Below are 14,822 nucleotides of genomic sequence, written 5' to 3' on the forward strand. Positions count from 1 at the left end.
TGCCAAGCTCGAGGATGCAATCGTTGTCACGGTCAAGGCCACACCGGCATTTGCCGCGCGCGCCGAGATCATCGAGAGCGTGCCGGGCCTCGCCGAAACGGCCTCTGCGGTCCTCATTGCGGGGCTCCCGGAACTCGGGACGGTCCGCGAGGAGATCGCCGCCGCGTTGTTGGGCGCTGCGCCTTATGATGACGACAGTGGCAAGCGACGTGGCGAGCGCCATATCAAGGGCGGCCGCCGCTGGGTACGCAACGCCCTCTACATGCCCTGTCTCGGCGCAGCCACCCAGAACAACCCGTTGCTCAGGGCGTTCTATCAACGGCTGATTGCCATGGGCAAGGAGCCGAAAGTTGCGCTCATTGCCTGCATGCGCAAGCTGATCGTCATCCTCAATACGATGATCGCCCGCGGCGAGAAATGGGATCCGAGCCGCTACGCGTTGCGGTGAGCTGATCGAGCGCGCCCTACCGCGCTCGGTCCTCGACCGAGCGCATACCAAGCCGACAGACCGGCGAGCGGACGGGGTCAAGGCCGTCAGCCGCCAAAGACGGCGTATCGTTTTGCACCGTATCGTTTTGCACCGTCTTCAGCACCCCATAGACCGGACGTCGGTTCGAGACCGCTTGCCGGCCTGCTGCTCGCCATCCTTCCGGCGCTCCAATCAAGCCCGGCGACAGGCGGTGGCGCGTCCAGCGCCAGCCTTGAGGCCGGCCGATCGGCGGTCTACTTCAGCACAGTTGCTCCTCGGGGAGCGTTGCACTATTGCCCCCGTCGCCTCGCGGCTGATCGATGCGCGTGCCGGTCGGCCGTCACATCACCGCGAGACTTGACGCCAGAACCTCGGGCGTCGGGACCACACGACTTCTCCGTCCGCGCACGTCCTCGCATGTCGCTCCGAGGGGTGGCGTGTGCTCGCCCCCGGAGCCATGCGAAGACGCTGTCAGCGCCGTGTCGTATGCGCGGCAAGCCATTACTCACGGTGTCCCGCCCTGCAATGCCCGTCGCGCCGACGCCGTCGCGTCCATCGCTGCCCAGCCCGCGGTTCGTGACGATCGCGATCCGCCCCTCGTCTCGGGCCAGGTGTTTCGTGTGTACGACAAATCCGAATTTCGGTAAAGTGGAATATTTTGCGTGATGGGGCTTGACAAGGCAGTGGTGAAACTGACCGGCCTGTTTTGCCTCGACGGGCAGCGGCCGCTCTGAAAGAGGTGATCGAGGCTTGCCCTTTATCTCAACTGTCTGAATGTTCGCTTTCGGAGGCTGCCCGGCCAAGGTCGGACAGCGACGATGTGGCCGCTCGTGTGAACCCTAGCGGACGACAGGGCGTCAATCCCGGATCGACCAGATTTCTCATCCGATCCATGTAACCTTCTGTTCCGTCGCTTCGAACAGTCTTCCCGAGGGCTCAAGTGCCCCGAGACCGCGTTCGAACGGAGAGACGCATGCCGTCCACTTTTTCCAGGGCCCTGCTGGTCGCAGTCGCCTTCGTCCTGCCGACCCTCGCCCAGGCCGCCCAACCCTATGAACCGAAAGCCTTGCAGGCGGCTCAGGCGGCCAACAAGCCGATCCTGATCGAGGTCACGGCACCATGGTGCCCGACCTGCCGCCAGCAGAAGCCGATCGTGGAGCGGATCGCGCAGGAGAAGCCTGACCTCGTCATTCTCGATGTCGATTTCGACAGCGCCAAGGATGTCCTGAAGCAACTCAAGGTGCAGCACCAGAGCACCCTCATCGTCTATCGCGGCGCGAAGGAGCTGGCCCGCTCGACCGGCGAAACGGATCCGGCTGCGATCCGCGGCATGATCGGCAAGGCGTTCTGATCATGGCGGCCACGCTGGCGCTCGGCTATGCCGCGGGCGCGCTCTCGACGCTCTCGCCCTGCGTCCTGCCGATCCTGCCGATCGTGCTGTTCGCGGCCATCGAGCGCCATGCGTGGGGGCCGATCGCGCTGGCAGCCGGGCTGGCGCTGTCATTCGCTGCCGTCGGCATCGCGCTGGCGACGGTTGGGTTCAGCGCCGGAATCGATCCTGCCACATTGCGGCTGGCGATTGCCGCGTTGCTGGCGGCGATGGGATTGGTGCTGCTGGTCCCTGCGCTGCAGGGCCGGTTGGCTGCGGTTGCGACGCCGCTTGCTGCGGGCGGTCAGACCATCCTCGATCGAATGACGCCGCAGGGATTGGCCGGCCAGTTCATCATCGGCGCGCTGCTCGGCGTGATCTGGTCACCCTGCACGGGTCCGACATTGGGCGCAGCCGTGGGTCTCGCTTCGCAGGGCCGCAATCTCGGCTCCGCGGCCGCGACGATGACCGCCTTCGCGCTTGGTGCCGCAACCCCGATCCTGCTGCTCGCCTACGGCTCGCGCCAGGCCATCCTTGCCCGGCGCGACGGCATGATGCGGGTCGCGCATGTCGCCAAGCCTGCGATGGGCGCCGTGCTGGTCTTGACCGGTCTTTTCATCCTTACCGGCTTCGACAAGACGGTCGAGGCTTCCCTGACGCGCGCCATGCCGGACTGGTTGGTTGCCGTAACGACGCGGCTCTGACGCTGCGTCTTTTCACCCGAGAAGGAGACTCAACGATGACGACACTGCGCAAATCCCTTCAGGCCCTCGGCGCCATTGCAGCCGTCGGCGGCATGATCGCGGCCGCCCCGGTCCCTGCCAAGGCCCAGGCCGGCAATCCCTGCGCGCCCAAGTCCGGCTCGATGGCGAATCCCTGCGCGTCGAAGGGCAAGAAGGCCAATCCCTGCGCCCCGAAGCCGGGAATGGCCAACCCGTGCGCACCGAAGAAGTAGCACGTGCATAGACGTGAGGAACACCCCGGGAGGAGACGGCGGCAAGCCGTCTCCGCCTTGCCCAATCAAGGAATCAGGAGTTCTGTCATGGCCATGACCGCAGCACAACAGCAGCACATCGACCACGCGCCTGCGGCGGTGGTCGTCCCTGATCATACTCAGACTCGGGAACGCCTGCTGCGCATGGCAGAGGCCGCAAACGAGGTGGTCGACTGCATCGGCGAACTGCACGCGGCTGGCGGCAATGTGGTGCTCGAAGCGTTGCGGCACGGCGGAGAGTTCACCGAATGGGAGCACTATCCGGCCGATGACGCTCGCGATCCCGTGACGCATGGCCAGTACTATCTGCACGCCCATTCGCCCGATGACCGCGAGCAGCCAGACTATGCGCACTTCCACGTCTTCATGGGGCAGGGCGGCCTGCCGGACCATCTTCGGCGCAATTGCAGATCCGACGGGGACCGGCCGGTGCATCTGGTCGCGATCTCGATGACGCCGGACGGCATGCCTGCACGGCTGTTCACCACCAATCGCTGGGTGACGGATGAGAGCTGGCATGGTGCCGAAGACGTCATTGCTCTGCTCGACCGCTTCGCCATGACCGGAGACCAGCCCTCGCGGCCGCTCAATCGCTGGCTGACGGCCATGATCAGGCTGTTCAGGCCGCAGATCGAGGACCTCTTGAGGGATCGCGATCGCACCATCGCCCTGTGGCGGGCGCGCGAGCCTGACGCGGACGTGCTGGACAACCGGACGCTGGACGTCACGTCATCCATGAGCATTTCACTGATGCAGCATATCGCCTGGCTGGAGCAGCAGCTTGACGGCTAGGGATCTCGGCGAGCGAGCGGTCGTCCTCCGGGTGGTCGAGGGTGGCGGCCCCGATGACAGGGAGATGCCGCGGCTGCGCGACCTCGACTGGTCGATCCTGATGGCGCGGGCGCAGGATGGCGATCGCGCCGCCTATCACCGGCTGTTGACGGAAATCTCACCGTATCTGCGCTCGCTGGCGACCAGGCGGCTTTGGAACGGCGCCGACATCGAAGACGCCGTACAGGACATCCTGCTGACGGTGCATGCCATCAGGCACACCTACGATCCCGCGCGTCCGTTCGCACCGTGGCTCGTCACCATCGCCCAGCGGCGACTGATCGACCGCCTGCGCCGGCAGGGTCGCATCCGCCGCCGCGAGGTGGTGATGGAGCCCGAACATGAAGCTGTTGCGGAGCCTCAACATGACACGGGACTTGACGGGCATCATCTGCAGGCCGCGGTCGACAGCCTGCCGCCGGCCCAGCAACAGGCGCTGCGCCTCGTCAAATTGCAGGAGATGTCCCTGAAGGACGCTTCGCATGCCAGCGGCATGTCGATCTCCGCGCTCAAGGTGAACGTACACCGGGCGCTCAAGACCCTGCAGAAACTGTTTTCCGACCGGGACCAGTCATGATCGATACACCGGACCTCATCACCTCGCTGTCGTCGGACATGAAGCCGGTCAGGCGGCTGCAGCCGCCTTTGCTGCGCGCGGCTGGCTGGCTTGGATTTGCCGCCGTGCTGCTGGCGCTGATTGCAATCAATCGCGGCATACGTCCCGACCTTGCCGAGCGGATGCAGGATGCCGCCTTTGCGACCAGCATGGCCGCGGCCCTTGCCACCGGCATTCTTGCCGCGGTCGCGGCGTTCATTGTTAGCCTGCCGGACCGATCGAGGCTCTGGCTGCTCCTTCCCGTGCCCGCGCTCATCCTGTGGCTGTCGAATGTCGGCTATCAGTGCCTGACTCATTGGGTCGTGATTGGACCGGAGGGGATCAGTCCGGGTGAAGCCGTTCGCTGCTTCTCCACGCTCGCACTGACCGGCCTGCCGCTCTCACTTCTGCTCTGCATCATGTTGCGCTATGCGGCCGTGCTGCGGCCGGCAGCGGTCGCGATCACGGGCAGTCTCAGCGTCGGTGCGCTCACGGCCACGGCGCTCTCTCTGTTCCACACCATCGATGCATCGGCGATGATTTTGATGTGGAACGTGGGCACCGCGGCGATGTTTGCCGCACTTGGAGCGGCCTTTGGGGGATCGGCCATGGGATGGGCCGAAAGACGGTTGAGCTGAACTCGCTCGTTCAGATCATCTGCCCGCCTGATACTTCGATCCGTTGCCCCGTAACCCAGCGATTGTCCTCGCTCAGCAGGCTCGCGACCATCGGGCCGATATCGTCAGGGACACCCACCCGGCCCAGCGCGGTCATGCCGGCGAATTGCTTGTTCACGTCGGCATTGTCGCGCACCAGGCCGCCGCCGAAGTCGGTTTCGATCGCGCCGGGCGCAACGCTATTGACGCGGATGCCACGCGGCCCAAGTTCTTTGGCCATGCAGACCGCCATCATGTCAGCGGCGGCTTTCGCCATGGTGTAGACGGCGAAGCCCGGATAGGTGACGCGCGTCAAGCCGCTGCCGATGGTGACGATCGAGCCACCGTCTGCCATCAGCGGCAACAAGGCCTGGGTGAGGAAGAACACGCCTTTGACATGCAGGTTCATCTGCTGATCGAACTGAGCCTCGGTGGTCTCGCCGAGCGGGGCGAAGAGGCCGTCGCCGGCATTGTGCACGAGGTAGTCGAAGCTCTCGCGACCAAATGTCTCCCTCAGCGTCTGGCCGAGACCTCGCGCGAAGGAGGGAAATCTGGCGATGTCGGCGCTGTCCAACTGAAAGGCCACGGCCCGGCGTCCCAGCGCCTTGATCTCGGAAACGGCGCTCTCCGCAAGGTCCGCACGGCTTCGGTATGTGATGATGACATCGCTGCCCTTGCGCGCGATGTTGACGGCCATGTTGCGGCCAAGGCCGCGGCTCGCACCGGTGACGATTGCAATTTTTGCCATGTGATGTCTCCTTCGTTTGACACGGCGAACGTGGCAGACACCGCGGCATTCGAGTTGCCGGATCCTTGAGCCTTCTTGCCTATTCCTCCAAATGACCGCGAGCGCCGCTCAGGCCGGGCCCTCGCTGCGTTGAACGATCAATTCACATGCCCAAAGTTGGAGCAGTCCGACCATGTCCGGTTGCCGGAGCCCGCGGCTGGTATAAATTCGCGGAATGACAACGACCTTGCTCGAAACTGTTCGCCGCTATGCGGACTTGCATTCCGACCAAAACGGCACGGCCAGGACGCCGATTCCGGGCCTTACGGCCATACGGGCAGCGACGCGGGGCCAGCTCCAATACGCAATCAACCGGCCGCTCGTTGCGCTCGTCCTGCAGGGCCGAAAACGCGTGACGATGGGAGCGCATACCTTCGATTTCGGCGCGGGAGAGTCGCTCCTGATCTCGGCGGATGTGCCGACGGTGAGCCAGATTACCCGCGCCAGTGCGCAGCTCCCATATTTTTCCCTGGTCGTCGAGCTCGACCCGGCGGTGATCGCGAGCCTGATCGTGGAGATGAACCTTGCTCCCGAGCAGCAAGGCATTCCCGTCCGCGTCGATCCGACCGAATCGGAGGTTGCCGATGCCGCGCTCCGCTTGATGCGGCTGCTCGAGCGTCCGTCTTCTTTGCGGGTTCTGCGATCTCAGTTCGTTCGCGAAATTCACTATTGGCTGCTGGCGGGGCGACACGGCGCGGCGATAAGGGCTCTCGGGGTCGCCGACAGCCATGCGCAACGCATCGCGCGCGCCGTCGCGATCATTCGTTCCGAATATGCAAAGCCGCTGCGGATCGAACGCCTGGCGGAAGCGGCTGCCATGAGTCCTTCCTCGTTTCACCAGCACTTCCGCGCGATTACATCACTCAGTCCCCTGCAATTTCAGAAGCAGCTGCGGCTCATCGAGGCGCGCCGGATGATGTTGTCGGAGGGCTCTGACGTGAGCAGCGCGGCCTTCGGAGTAGGTTACGAAAGCGTCTCGCAATTCACGAGAGAATATGGGCGCTTGTTCGGGCTGTCGCCTGCCAAGGATATCAAGGCCGCGCTCGGTCAACTGGACACCGCAGCCTGACGCTAAGCCGGATCATCGACCACCCGGGACATGCGAGGTAACGGCGCTCTCCTCTCACTAGATCATTCCCGCCAACCTTAGCGCCACGCCCGCGGCACAGCTGCCAGCCAGCACCGTCAGCATGCCCAGCTTGAACCGGAAGATCGCCGTCGCCGCCGCGATCGCCAGCACCAGCGCGGGAATGTCCACGCTCGTCAGCACCGGCATGTCGAAGTTCAGCGGAAACGCATGCACCGGCACGGTCTCGCGGAACAGGATGTGCAGCGCGAACCAGATCGAGAGGTTGAGGATCACGCCGACCACGGCGGCGGTGATCGCACTGAGCGCGCCGGCGAGGCCCGTGTTGCCGCGCAGGCGCTCGATATAGGGCGCGCCGACGAAGATCCAGAGGAAGCAGGGCGTGAAGGTGACCCAGGTCGCGAGCAGGCCGCCGAGCGTGGCCGCGAGCATCGGCGACAGACCAGTCGGGTCGCGATAGGCCGCCATGAAGCCCACGAATTGCAGCACCATGATCAGCGGGCCCGGCGTGGTCTCGGCCATGCCGAGGCCGTCCAGCATCTCGTGCGGCTTCAGCCAGTGATAGTGCTCGACCGCCTGCTGGGCGACGTAGGCCAGCACGGCGTAGGCGCCGCCGAAGGTGACCAGCGCCATCTTCGAGAAGAACAGTGCGATCTGGCTGAACACATTGACCTGTCCAAGGACTGACAGCAGCGCGATCACCGGAATAAGCCAGAGCGCCAGCCACAGCGCGCCGACGCGGATCGTCCGTGCCGTATTGGGACGGACATGATCGGGCACGGCCTCGCCGAGCATGCTGTCGATCGCGGCGCCGCTGCCGCCAGGGCCGTGACCGGCCGGTGCGAACTCCGGACGGCCAGCCCGCGCGCCGGCATAGCCGATGATGCCGGCGGCGATGATGATGATCGGGAAGGGGATCGCGAAGAAGAAGATCGCGACGAAGGCCGCGGCCGCGAGCGCGATCATGACGCGGTTCTTCAGCGCCCGCTTGCCGACGCGCACCACGGCCTCGACCACGATGGCGAGCACGGCGGCCTTGAGGCCGAAGAACAGCGCCTCGACGAAGCTGACATTGCCGAAGGCGGCATAGATGTAGCTGAGGCCCATGATGGCGATGATGCCGGGCAAGATGAACAAGCCGCCCGCCATCAGGCCGCCGGCGGTACGGTGCATCAGCCAGCCGACATAGGTCGCGAGCTGCTGCGCCTCAGGTCCCGGCAGCAGCATGCAGTAATTCAGCGCATGCAGGAACCGGCTCTCGGAGATCCACTTCTTCTCCTCGACCAGGATGCGGTGCATCACCGCGATCTGGCCCGCGGGCCCGCCAAAGCTCAGACAGGCGACGCGCAGCCAGACGCGAAAGGCCTCGTTGAAGCTGACGCCGTGACCGGCGTCAGCTCCTGCTCGAACGTTACGGATGTCCATTTACGCCTTCACCTTGTTGGTCGGCCAGTTGTGCGTCTCGGTGATGGCGTCGCGGCACCAGCGGTAGAAGGCGTCGTAGAGCAGCATGCCGGCCTCGAGCTGTTCGAGGTCGTCGTCGTACATCCGGGACAACCCGAGCGAGGCCGCGAGCAGGCCCGGTGCCTCCGGCGCCAGATCCGGCCGCGCGGTGTCGGCGCCGCGCACCAGCGTCGCGAGGCGAAGCAGGGCCGGCGTTGCGATCCCGAATTCCTCGATCATCACGTCGAAGGTGCAGAGCTCGCCACGGTGGCTCCAGAACACGTTCTCGATGTCGAAGGGGGCGGCACCAAAGCGCTCGCCGACCCCCACCACTTCCGACGGCGCTACGTACAGGAACACCGCGCTGGGATCGACGAAGCGGCGGATCAGCCACGGGCAGGCGATGCGATCGACCTTCGGACGCGCCCGCGTGACCCAGACGGTGCGGCCCTCGGCATCGCGTGGCGGCAGCTTGCGGGCATCGACCAGCGGCAGCTTGGCCGCCTTCCAGCCCTCGAAGCCGCCCTCCAGCGTCTCCGCTTGCACCCCGAGCTGGCGCAGCCAGGCCGCGGTGCCCTGCGCGAGCTTCTCACCGCGGAAGCAGGATACGACGGCGCGGCGGCCGGCGAAAGCGCCGCCCCAATCCGTCACATTGTCGTGGCTGAGCTTGATGGAGCCGGGGATCAGCCGCCGGTCGGCGGCAAAATCCTCCTCGGTGCGCACATCGATCAGTGCCGGCGCGTTCGCCGTGCCGATCAGCCGTGCCATTTTGTCAGACGAAATGGTCGTGAATGTAGACATGATGCGTCCTCGCAAGAAACGAACGGGACGCGATGCTTGGGCCTGTCGCCTCGTGGGGAGATCGCTCAAATCCCCATGGCGCAGATTACAGCGAAACTAAGTAGCACTGTCAATCCGCGGGACGATTGGACCTTAGAAAATTGATGCCCGCCGTCTATATTGCGCGCCGACAGACCTGAATCTTCGGGAGAATTCGATGCATTCCCATTCCATCGAACAATGGACCCATGACCACGCGTTCCTGGGCGAGAAGCACGACGAGAACGAACGCCGCACCTGGTTCGTGGTCGTCCTCACGCTGGTCATGATGGTCGGCGAGATCGTGGCAGGCTCGCTGTTCGGCTCGATGGCGCTGCTGGCCGACGGCTGGCACATGGGCACACATGCGGCGGCGCTCGGCATTGCCGCCTTCGCCTATCGTTTCGCGCGCCGGCACCTGGGGAATGCGCATTTCGCCTTCGGTACCGGGAAGTTCGGGGATCTTGCCGCCTTCGCCAGCGCGATCATCCTGGGCCTGATTGCGGTCGAGATCGCCTATGAGAGCGTGCTGCGGCTGTTCACGCCGGTGCCGATCGTCTATGGCGAGGCCATGGCCGTGGCTGCCCTCGGCCTGTGCGTCAATCTCGCCAGCGTGTGGCTGCTGCGCGATAGCCACGATCATCACGATGACCACCATGGCCATGCGCATGACCACGACGATCATGACCACGATGATCACGGCCATCATCATCACCACGACAACAACCTTCGCGCGGCCTATGTCCATGTCATGACCGATGCCGCGACCTCTGTGCTGGCAATCGCCGCGCTCGCCGTCGCCATGTATTCGGGCTGGGTCTGGGCCGATCCGGCGGTGGGCCTGATCGGCAGCGTCGTGATCGCGAGCTGGGCGTTCGGCCTAATCAAGTCATCTGGGGCGGTGCTGCTCGACGTGCGCGCCGACGAGAAGCTGGAGCGGGTGATCCGGGCGCGCATGGAGGTCGGCGACGACCGCGTGACCGACCTCCATCTCTGGCAGGTCGGCCCCGGCCATTGTGCCGTGCTGCTCTCGGTGGTGTCGGACAAGCCGAAGCAGCCGGCCGTCTACAAGCGGCGGCTCTCGGGGCTGAAGGGCCTCAGCCACGTCACGGTCGAGGTCGAGACCTGTCCGCATTAGCGGCGAATGAACGTGAATTCTCGCATCACGAGAAGACGTTCGTATTATTTATTGTGAGTTGTGCATATATGCCGCGGATGCGACCCCGTCAGGCATTTCGGAAATCGTGATCTGGATCATAACCGAGCGGCCGTGTGCGCGGTATGGAGTTACGTGCGCTCGATGGGGGCTGCCGCCGAATTGGCAACTGCCGGGCAAGGTCCGGTCAACATCAAGGAAGTGGAAGGCATCGGCCTTAAGGGCCATTCACCTGAGAGTCCGGTCAGTGGCGGGCTTCGGAGAGACGAGCAATGGGCCTCGTACAGCAGGACACTGTGGTCCTCTTGGTCGACCTCGTCGAGTCCGTGCGGCTGATGCGAGAGCACGAGGCATCCGCGGTGCGTCGATGGACCGACTTCGTCCAACTTGCCACCAGCCAGATTCTGCCGCGTTATCGCGGCGGCCTCGTGAAAAGCCTTGGAGACGGGTTGATGGCCCGCTTCGAGTCGGTGGCTGATGCCGTCAATGCCGCGGCCGACATGCACCGGAGTATCGCTGTTCAGAATAGCGGGCGTCCCGAACATCAACACTTCCAGCTTCGTGCAGGGATCAACGCTTCCACCGCCTGGAGCGACGGCATTGACTTCTATGGCACCGGTATCAACCTTGCGGCCCGGCTCGCAACCCTTGCCGGTCCCGGTGAAACGATCGCCAGCGAGGCCGCGCATGAGCAACTAGCGGCAGCTCTTGCCAGCCTGGCCAAACCGGGGGAGACGATTGGGAGCGCTGCGGCGCGCGACGAGCTGACGCACGGGGTGGATGCGCTGTGCGAAGATTTGGGCGACTGTATCCTCAAGCACTTTGACAAGCCGGTTCGCGCCTACCGCGTTGGTCCGGCCAGTCCACATCCGACCCTCGCCGCTCGGCGAGACTATGGTACTCCCATGGAGCCGACGATCGCCGTCATACCGTTCGACGCACGCAAGGACGCGGAGGAACATCTCGACATCGGTAACCTGATCGCGGACAGCGTGATCTGGCGCCTATCCAAATCGGCGAACCTCAAAGTGATCTCGCGTCTGTCGACCAATATATTCCGCGGCAGGGTCAGCGATGTGGCGGAAGTATCAGCGCATCTCGGTGCCACCTACATTCTCAGCGGCAGCTATGTGGTCGATGCCGACCGGATATTGGTGACAGCGGAACTGTCGGCGGCGCGAACCAACCGGGTCGTCTGGACCGACCGCCTGGGCGGCAATATCGGCGACCTGCTGCAGCCGGAGAGCGAACTGGCTCACCGCATCGCCGCTGCAGTTCATCTGTCGGTCTTCGATACCGAGGTCGAGCATATCCTGACCCAGCCGTTGCCGACGCTGGAGAGCTATTCGCTGCTGCTTGGCAGCATCCGCCTGATGCACCGGTCGAGCAGGGAGGAGTTTCTCCAGACACGCAAGGTTCTGGACGAACTGATCAATCGCCACAGCCGGATAGCTGCCCCACGCGCCTGGCTCGCCAACTGGTACATCCTGCGCATGACGCGCGGCTGGTCTGAGGACCGCAAACGCGAGGCCACCGAGGCCTTGAGCGCCACTCGCGCAGCGCTCGACCGCGACCCGTCCGACGCGCTTGCGCTTGCGACCGAAGGCTTCGTCTATTGTCACATGTTGAAGGACCTGGACGCTGCCCGAAGGCGGTGTGAGCAGGCCGTCGAAGCAAACCCCAGCCACGCGCTGGGCTGGCTCTACCGCGGCACCGTCAATGCCTTTAAGGGCGAGGGCGAGGCGGCCGTGGAAGCAACGCGGCGCGCTCTGGGGCTCTCGCCGCTCGATCCGCAGCGCTATTATTTCGAGTCTCTCGGCGCCACGGCGCTCCTATCTGCGCATCGATACGAGGAGGCGGAAAGGCTCGCGCGCTCATCTCTCGTTCTCAATCGCATGCATCCGTCCACCTGGCGGGTCCTTGCCATCGCACTGGTTTCGCAGGGACGGATAGCGGAGGCCCGCGAAGCCCTGGGCAAGATGCGCGAACTCGAGCCGCAATTGACCGTGGATCGATATATCGGGCGCCTTCCGAATGCGCAGCTCGAAACAGGCAGGCACTGGGCCCGCTGCCTGGGAGTGGCAGGATTACCGACGACAGGCTGACGAACCTCATACCGACTTGTTTTCACAAGGAGACAGGCAATGGCTCAACTAGGCGGAGCGGGAGGAGCAGGCGGCGCAGGTGGTGCTGGCGGAGCCGGCGGCGCAGGGGGGGCAGGAGGTGCAGGCGGCGCCGGAGGGGCCGGAGGGGCGATGCTTGGCACACTCGGCGACGTCTGGGCCAATCCTATCATGGTGGATGCACTCATCCTCGAGCGTGAAGGGATCACCGTTCCCGAGGGGCCGCCGCCAGTTTGCTACGCTCCGGGATTGCCCAGCATTGAAGATCCGGTGCAAATAGAGCGCTGGGAACCCTGGGTTCGTGCCTTTGTAGCCGTCGGCGAAATGCTGCAGGGAATCAGCTTTGCGAAAGTCGGGACGGGAGCCGGCACCGCGTTCCAGGTTTGGTCGTCCGGATCGTTGGTCGCGGAAATCCAACGTCCGGCGCCGGCAACATTCGTGGCGCAGATCCCGATGGTTCTCAGTTGGGCCGAGCTGCGCAGCGAACGAGCCACTGAGATCATGGCGCAGATTGATCCCCAGTACGCCTTCTGGTCGTCGATCGTCAATCTGCACCCAGATCGCACGAGGCGTACGTTCGAACTCATCAACATGGTGCTGCAGTTCTGCGTCTATGTGGAAATGCGCTTCAAGCACGCGCTGGCGTGCTGGCGCCCGGTCGAATACAACGCGCAAGTGCAGCCGATGATCACGACGCCGGGTCACGGCACCTTCCCGATGGGACACGCTACGCAGACCTACGCGGTGGCTCAAGTGTTGAAGGCACTGCTCAATCTCGCACCGAGATACCCGACGGTGATCGAGCAGCTCGACCGTCAGGCGGCGCGCATTGTGACCAATCGTGTCGTGGCGGGCCTCCATTTTCCGGTCGACAGCATGGCAGGGCGCATGTTGGGCGTGACGCTGGGCGAGTATTTCGTCGGACGTTGTCTGGGGAGCACAGCATCGAAGAGCCGCACGTTCAATGCCAGCTACATCGACAGCAATGCTGGGACGGACTTCAATCCGTTCAGCCCGGACCAGCAGTTCGCTGCGAACAAGTTTTATTCGGAATCTCCGGAAGGGCCGATCACACAATCCCTCATAATGAATGAGCTTTGGGGAAAGGCCAGGACGGAGTGGACGGATTGGTACAAATTCACCTAGGCGAGGCTTCGTTCAGCGTGATGCAGCGGAGGACCTTCCATGGCCAAGGAATTGCCGAAATCCTTCGACCCGTATCTCCGGTACGCGATCGGGAGCGACTTCAAGAACTTCGAGTTTTTCGACGAGCAGAATTCGAAGCTGTTCCTGTTCGTGGAGCTCAAGACGGCCGAGCTGGCCGATGACTTCAAGACCGCAATGAGCCGTCACGGCCTCGGCGCCGAATTCGGACTGACCAGTCCGAATTCGCGACATCTGACCATGCGGGCTTACCGGGCGGCCGTCGCGGAGGAAAGTTACCAGGCATGGAACGACAACGTATCCCGGGTCGAGCTGTCTCTGCCGTTGAAGCCGACGGCCATCGAGAAGGGCGCGTTCCGCAACAGGTCCGCGAGCGCAGCAGCACCGACATCGCTCCTCATTGGCGTGATCGACGATGGCTGTCCGTTCGCCGCCGCTCAGTTCGTCAAATGGACCGCGGGTGTTGCGACCGGGACGCGCGTGCTCGGCATCTGGGATCAGAACGAGGATCCAGCCAGAGCCCCGATCCCGGTCGGCGCCGACGTCTTTGGCGAGAAGCCGTTCGACTTCAATTACGGCCTCGAGTTCTTCCGAGAGTCCGGAGCTGGCGTGATTGGGCTCGACGACTGGATCCAGTTGCATAAGAGGGCGAATACGATCGACGAGGATGGCTGCTATGCGGATGCGGGTTTCAAGACGCTCAAGCATCGGCGTTCGCATGGCGCACACGTGACGGACGTCCTCGCAGGACGCATTCCACCCTCGGCACGCATCGCGCGGCGCGATCCGCCGAGTTGGAATCCCGGGGATCCCTTAACGGATCCCGCTTGCGAAGCTGATATCGTGTTCGTGCAATTTCCGGAGAGCTGCCTTCGTGATGCGACCGGTGTTTGGCTGAAGGGTTACGTCGCGGATGGGATCGAATACATCATGTCGTTTGTCGATTCCCGCATAACGAACGTGGTGATCAATGTCAGCTACGGACCGACGACCGGACCTCACGATGGCACCTCGGAACTTGAGAACAAGCTGAGGGAGCTTGTCACCTATTACGACGGCAGTTCCGGAAATCCAAAACTTGATATTTTTCTGTCCGCTGGCAACGCGTATCTGGGCGAGGGGCACGTCCGTTTCGTCAGGCAAACCATGGCAGACCCCGACCATGTCGAATGGACGTGGCGTCTTCCTCCCGACAACACCGTGCTCTGCTTCGCCGAAGTCTGGATGAAGAAGAACCACGCGGACAATGTCATCGTTACGCTCACCTCGCCCGGCGGTCGCAGCTCCTCGTCGACCACCGGACCTGCGCCCCCCGGCCCACCACCCCCG

At 63.9% G+C, this 14,822-nt stretch carries 15 protein-coding genes; 12 read left to right on the top strand and 3 right to left on the bottom strand.

All coding sequences use genetic code 11. The features are described 5' to 3' along the window. The 7 genes from H1B27_RS38595 to H1B27_RS38625 all read left to right on the top strand — a co-directional run. Positions 1–448: transposase (locus H1B27_RS38595; RefSeq protein WP_197969628.1), on the top strand; the 448-nt coding region annotated here is incomplete at its 5' end. 994 nt (positions 449–1,442) lie between these two features. Continuing rightward, on the top strand, positions 1,443–1,820 hold the full coding sequence (locus H1B27_RS38600) for a thioredoxin family protein (RefSeq protein WP_197969629.1): 378 nt from the start codon (positions 1,443–1,445) through the stop codon (positions 1,818–1,820). Between the two features lie 2 nt (positions 1,821–1,822). Continuing rightward, positions 1,823–2,542 (top strand): cytochrome c biogenesis CcdA family protein, encoded by a 720-nt coding sequence (locus H1B27_RS38605; RefSeq protein WP_197969630.1) that lies wholly within the window; start codon positions 1,823–1,825, stop codon positions 2,540–2,542. A 35-nt stretch (positions 2,543–2,577) separates the two neighbouring features. After that, a complete protein-coding gene (locus H1B27_RS38610; protein ID WP_061883120.1) occupies positions 2,578–2,793 on the top strand; it encodes a hypothetical protein in 216 nt (71 codons plus the stop codon). A gap of 87 nt (positions 2,794–2,880) precedes the next feature. After that, positions 2,881–3,624: a DUF6969 family protein gene (locus H1B27_RS38615; RefSeq protein WP_197969631.1), complete on the top strand. Its 744-nt coding sequence runs from the start codon at positions 2,881–2,883 to the stop codon at positions 3,622–3,624. After that, a complete protein-coding gene (locus H1B27_RS38620) occupies positions 3,614–4,240 on the top strand; it encodes a sigma-70 family RNA polymerase sigma factor (RefSeq protein WP_246516053.1) in 627 nt (208 codons plus the stop codon). Before H1B27_RS38615 ends, H1B27_RS38620 begins: the two co-directional genes overlap by 11 nt. Then, entirely contained in the window at positions 4,237–4,896 is a 660-nt protein-coding gene (locus tag H1B27_RS38625; protein ID WP_197969632.1) for an NrsF family protein, read from the top strand. Before H1B27_RS38620 ends, H1B27_RS38625 begins: the two co-directional genes overlap by 4 nt. 10 nt (positions 4,897–4,906) lie before the next feature. Here H1B27_RS38625 and H1B27_RS38630 read toward each other — a convergent pair whose 3' ends face one another. Then, complete coding sequence (locus H1B27_RS38630) at positions 4,907–5,662, bottom strand: SDR family NAD(P)-dependent oxidoreductase (protein WP_197969633.1); 756 nt, start codon at positions 5,660–5,662, stop codon at positions 4,907–4,909. A gap of 214 nt (positions 5,663–5,876) precedes the next feature. Here H1B27_RS38630 and H1B27_RS38635 point away from each other — a divergent pair, with 214 nt between their 5' ends. After that, positions 5,877–6,770, top strand: coding sequence for an AraC family transcriptional regulator (locus H1B27_RS38635; protein ID WP_197969634.1), 894 nt, complete (start codon positions 5,877–5,879; stop codon positions 6,768–6,770). 57 nt (positions 6,771–6,827) lie between these two features. On the opposite strand, the gene chrA is transcribed toward H1B27_RS38635, so the two are convergent. Continuing rightward, positions 6,828–8,213 (bottom strand): chromate efflux transporter, encoded by a 1,386-nt coding sequence (gene chrA, locus H1B27_RS38640; RefSeq protein WP_197969635.1) that lies wholly within the window; start codon positions 8,211–8,213, stop codon positions 6,828–6,830. Beyond that, complete coding sequence (locus tag H1B27_RS38645) at positions 8,214–9,032, bottom strand: chromate resistance protein ChrB domain-containing protein (protein WP_061883126.1); 819 nt, start codon at positions 9,030–9,032, stop codon at positions 8,214–8,216. Between the two features lie 196 nt (positions 9,033–9,228). On the opposite strand from H1B27_RS38645, the gene dmeF reads away from it, so the two are divergent. From dmeF to H1B27_RS38665, 4 genes are all read left to right on the top strand, one after another. Continuing rightward, entirely contained in the window at positions 9,229–10,188 is a 960-nt protein-coding gene (dmeF, locus tag H1B27_RS38650) for a CDF family Co(II)/Ni(II) efflux transporter DmeF (protein ID WP_197969636.1), read from the top strand. 290 nt (positions 10,189–10,478) lie between these two features. After that, the gene (locus tag H1B27_RS38655; RefSeq protein ID WP_197969637.1) at positions 10,479–12,311 is read left to right on the top strand and encodes an adenylate/guanylate cyclase domain-containing protein; all 1,833 of its coding nucleotides are present in this window, start codon (positions 10,479–10,481) and stop codon (positions 12,309–12,311) included. A gap of 150 nt (positions 12,312–12,461) precedes the next feature. Beyond that, positions 12,462–13,475 (top strand): phosphatase PAP2 family protein, encoded by a 1,014-nt coding sequence (locus H1B27_RS38660; protein ID WP_197969638.1) that lies wholly within the window; start codon positions 12,462–12,464, stop codon positions 13,473–13,475. Between the two features lie 39 nt (positions 13,476–13,514). Then, positions 13,515–14,822 (top strand): S8/S53 family peptidase (locus H1B27_RS38665; protein WP_197969639.1); only part of this gene is annotated, 1,308 nt, incomplete at its 3' end.

Source organism: Bradyrhizobium diversitatis (assembly GCF_016031635.1).
Lineage (GTDB): Bacteria > Pseudomonadota > Alphaproteobacteria > Rhizobiales > Xanthobacteraceae > Bradyrhizobium > Bradyrhizobium diversitatis.

Bases quoted from the DNA above. Each gene is read 5' to 3' on its own strand.
- H1B27_RS38610 (WP_061883120.1), top strand. From the start codon at position 2,578: ATGACGACACTGCGCAAATCCCTTCAGGCCCTCGGCGCCATTGCAGCC.
- H1B27_RS38630 (WP_197969633.1), bottom strand. From the start codon at position 5,662: ATGGCAAAAATTGCAATCGTCACCGGTGCGAGCCGCGGCCTTGGCCGC.
- H1B27_RS38605 (WP_197969630.1), top strand. From the start codon at position 1,823: ATGGCGGCCACGCTGGCGCTCGGCTATGCCGCGGGCGCGCTCTCGACG.
- H1B27_RS38660 (WP_197969638.1), top strand. From the start codon at position 12,462: ATGCTTGGCACACTCGGCGACGTCTGGGCCAATCCTATCATGGTGGAT.
- chrA (WP_197969635.1), bottom strand. From the start codon at position 8,213: ATGGACATCCGTAACGTTCGAGCAGGAGCTGACGCCGGTCACGGCGTC.
- H1B27_RS38600 (WP_197969629.1), top strand. From the start codon at position 1,443: ATGCCGTCCACTTTTTCCAGGGCCCTGCTGGTCGCAGTCGCCTTCGTC.
- H1B27_RS38615 (WP_197969631.1), top strand. From the start codon at position 2,881: ATGGCCATGACCGCAGCACAACAGCAGCACATCGACCACGCGCCTGCG.
- H1B27_RS38625 (WP_197969632.1), top strand. From the start codon at position 4,237: ATGATCGATACACCGGACCTCATCACCTCGCTGTCGTCGGACATGAAG.
- H1B27_RS38645 (WP_061883126.1), bottom strand. From the start codon at position 9,032: ATGTCTACATTCACGACCATTTCGTCTGACAAAATGGCACGGCTGATC.
- dmeF (WP_197969636.1), top strand. From the start codon at position 9,229: ATGCATTCCCATTCCATCGAACAATGGACCCATGACCACGCGTTCCTG.
- H1B27_RS38655 (WP_197969637.1), top strand. From the start codon at position 10,479: ATGGGCCTCGTACAGCAGGACACTGTGGTCCTCTTGGTCGACCTCGTC.
- H1B27_RS38635 (WP_197969634.1), top strand. From the start codon at position 5,877: ATGACAACGACCTTGCTCGAAACTGTTCGCCGCTATGCGGACTTGCAT.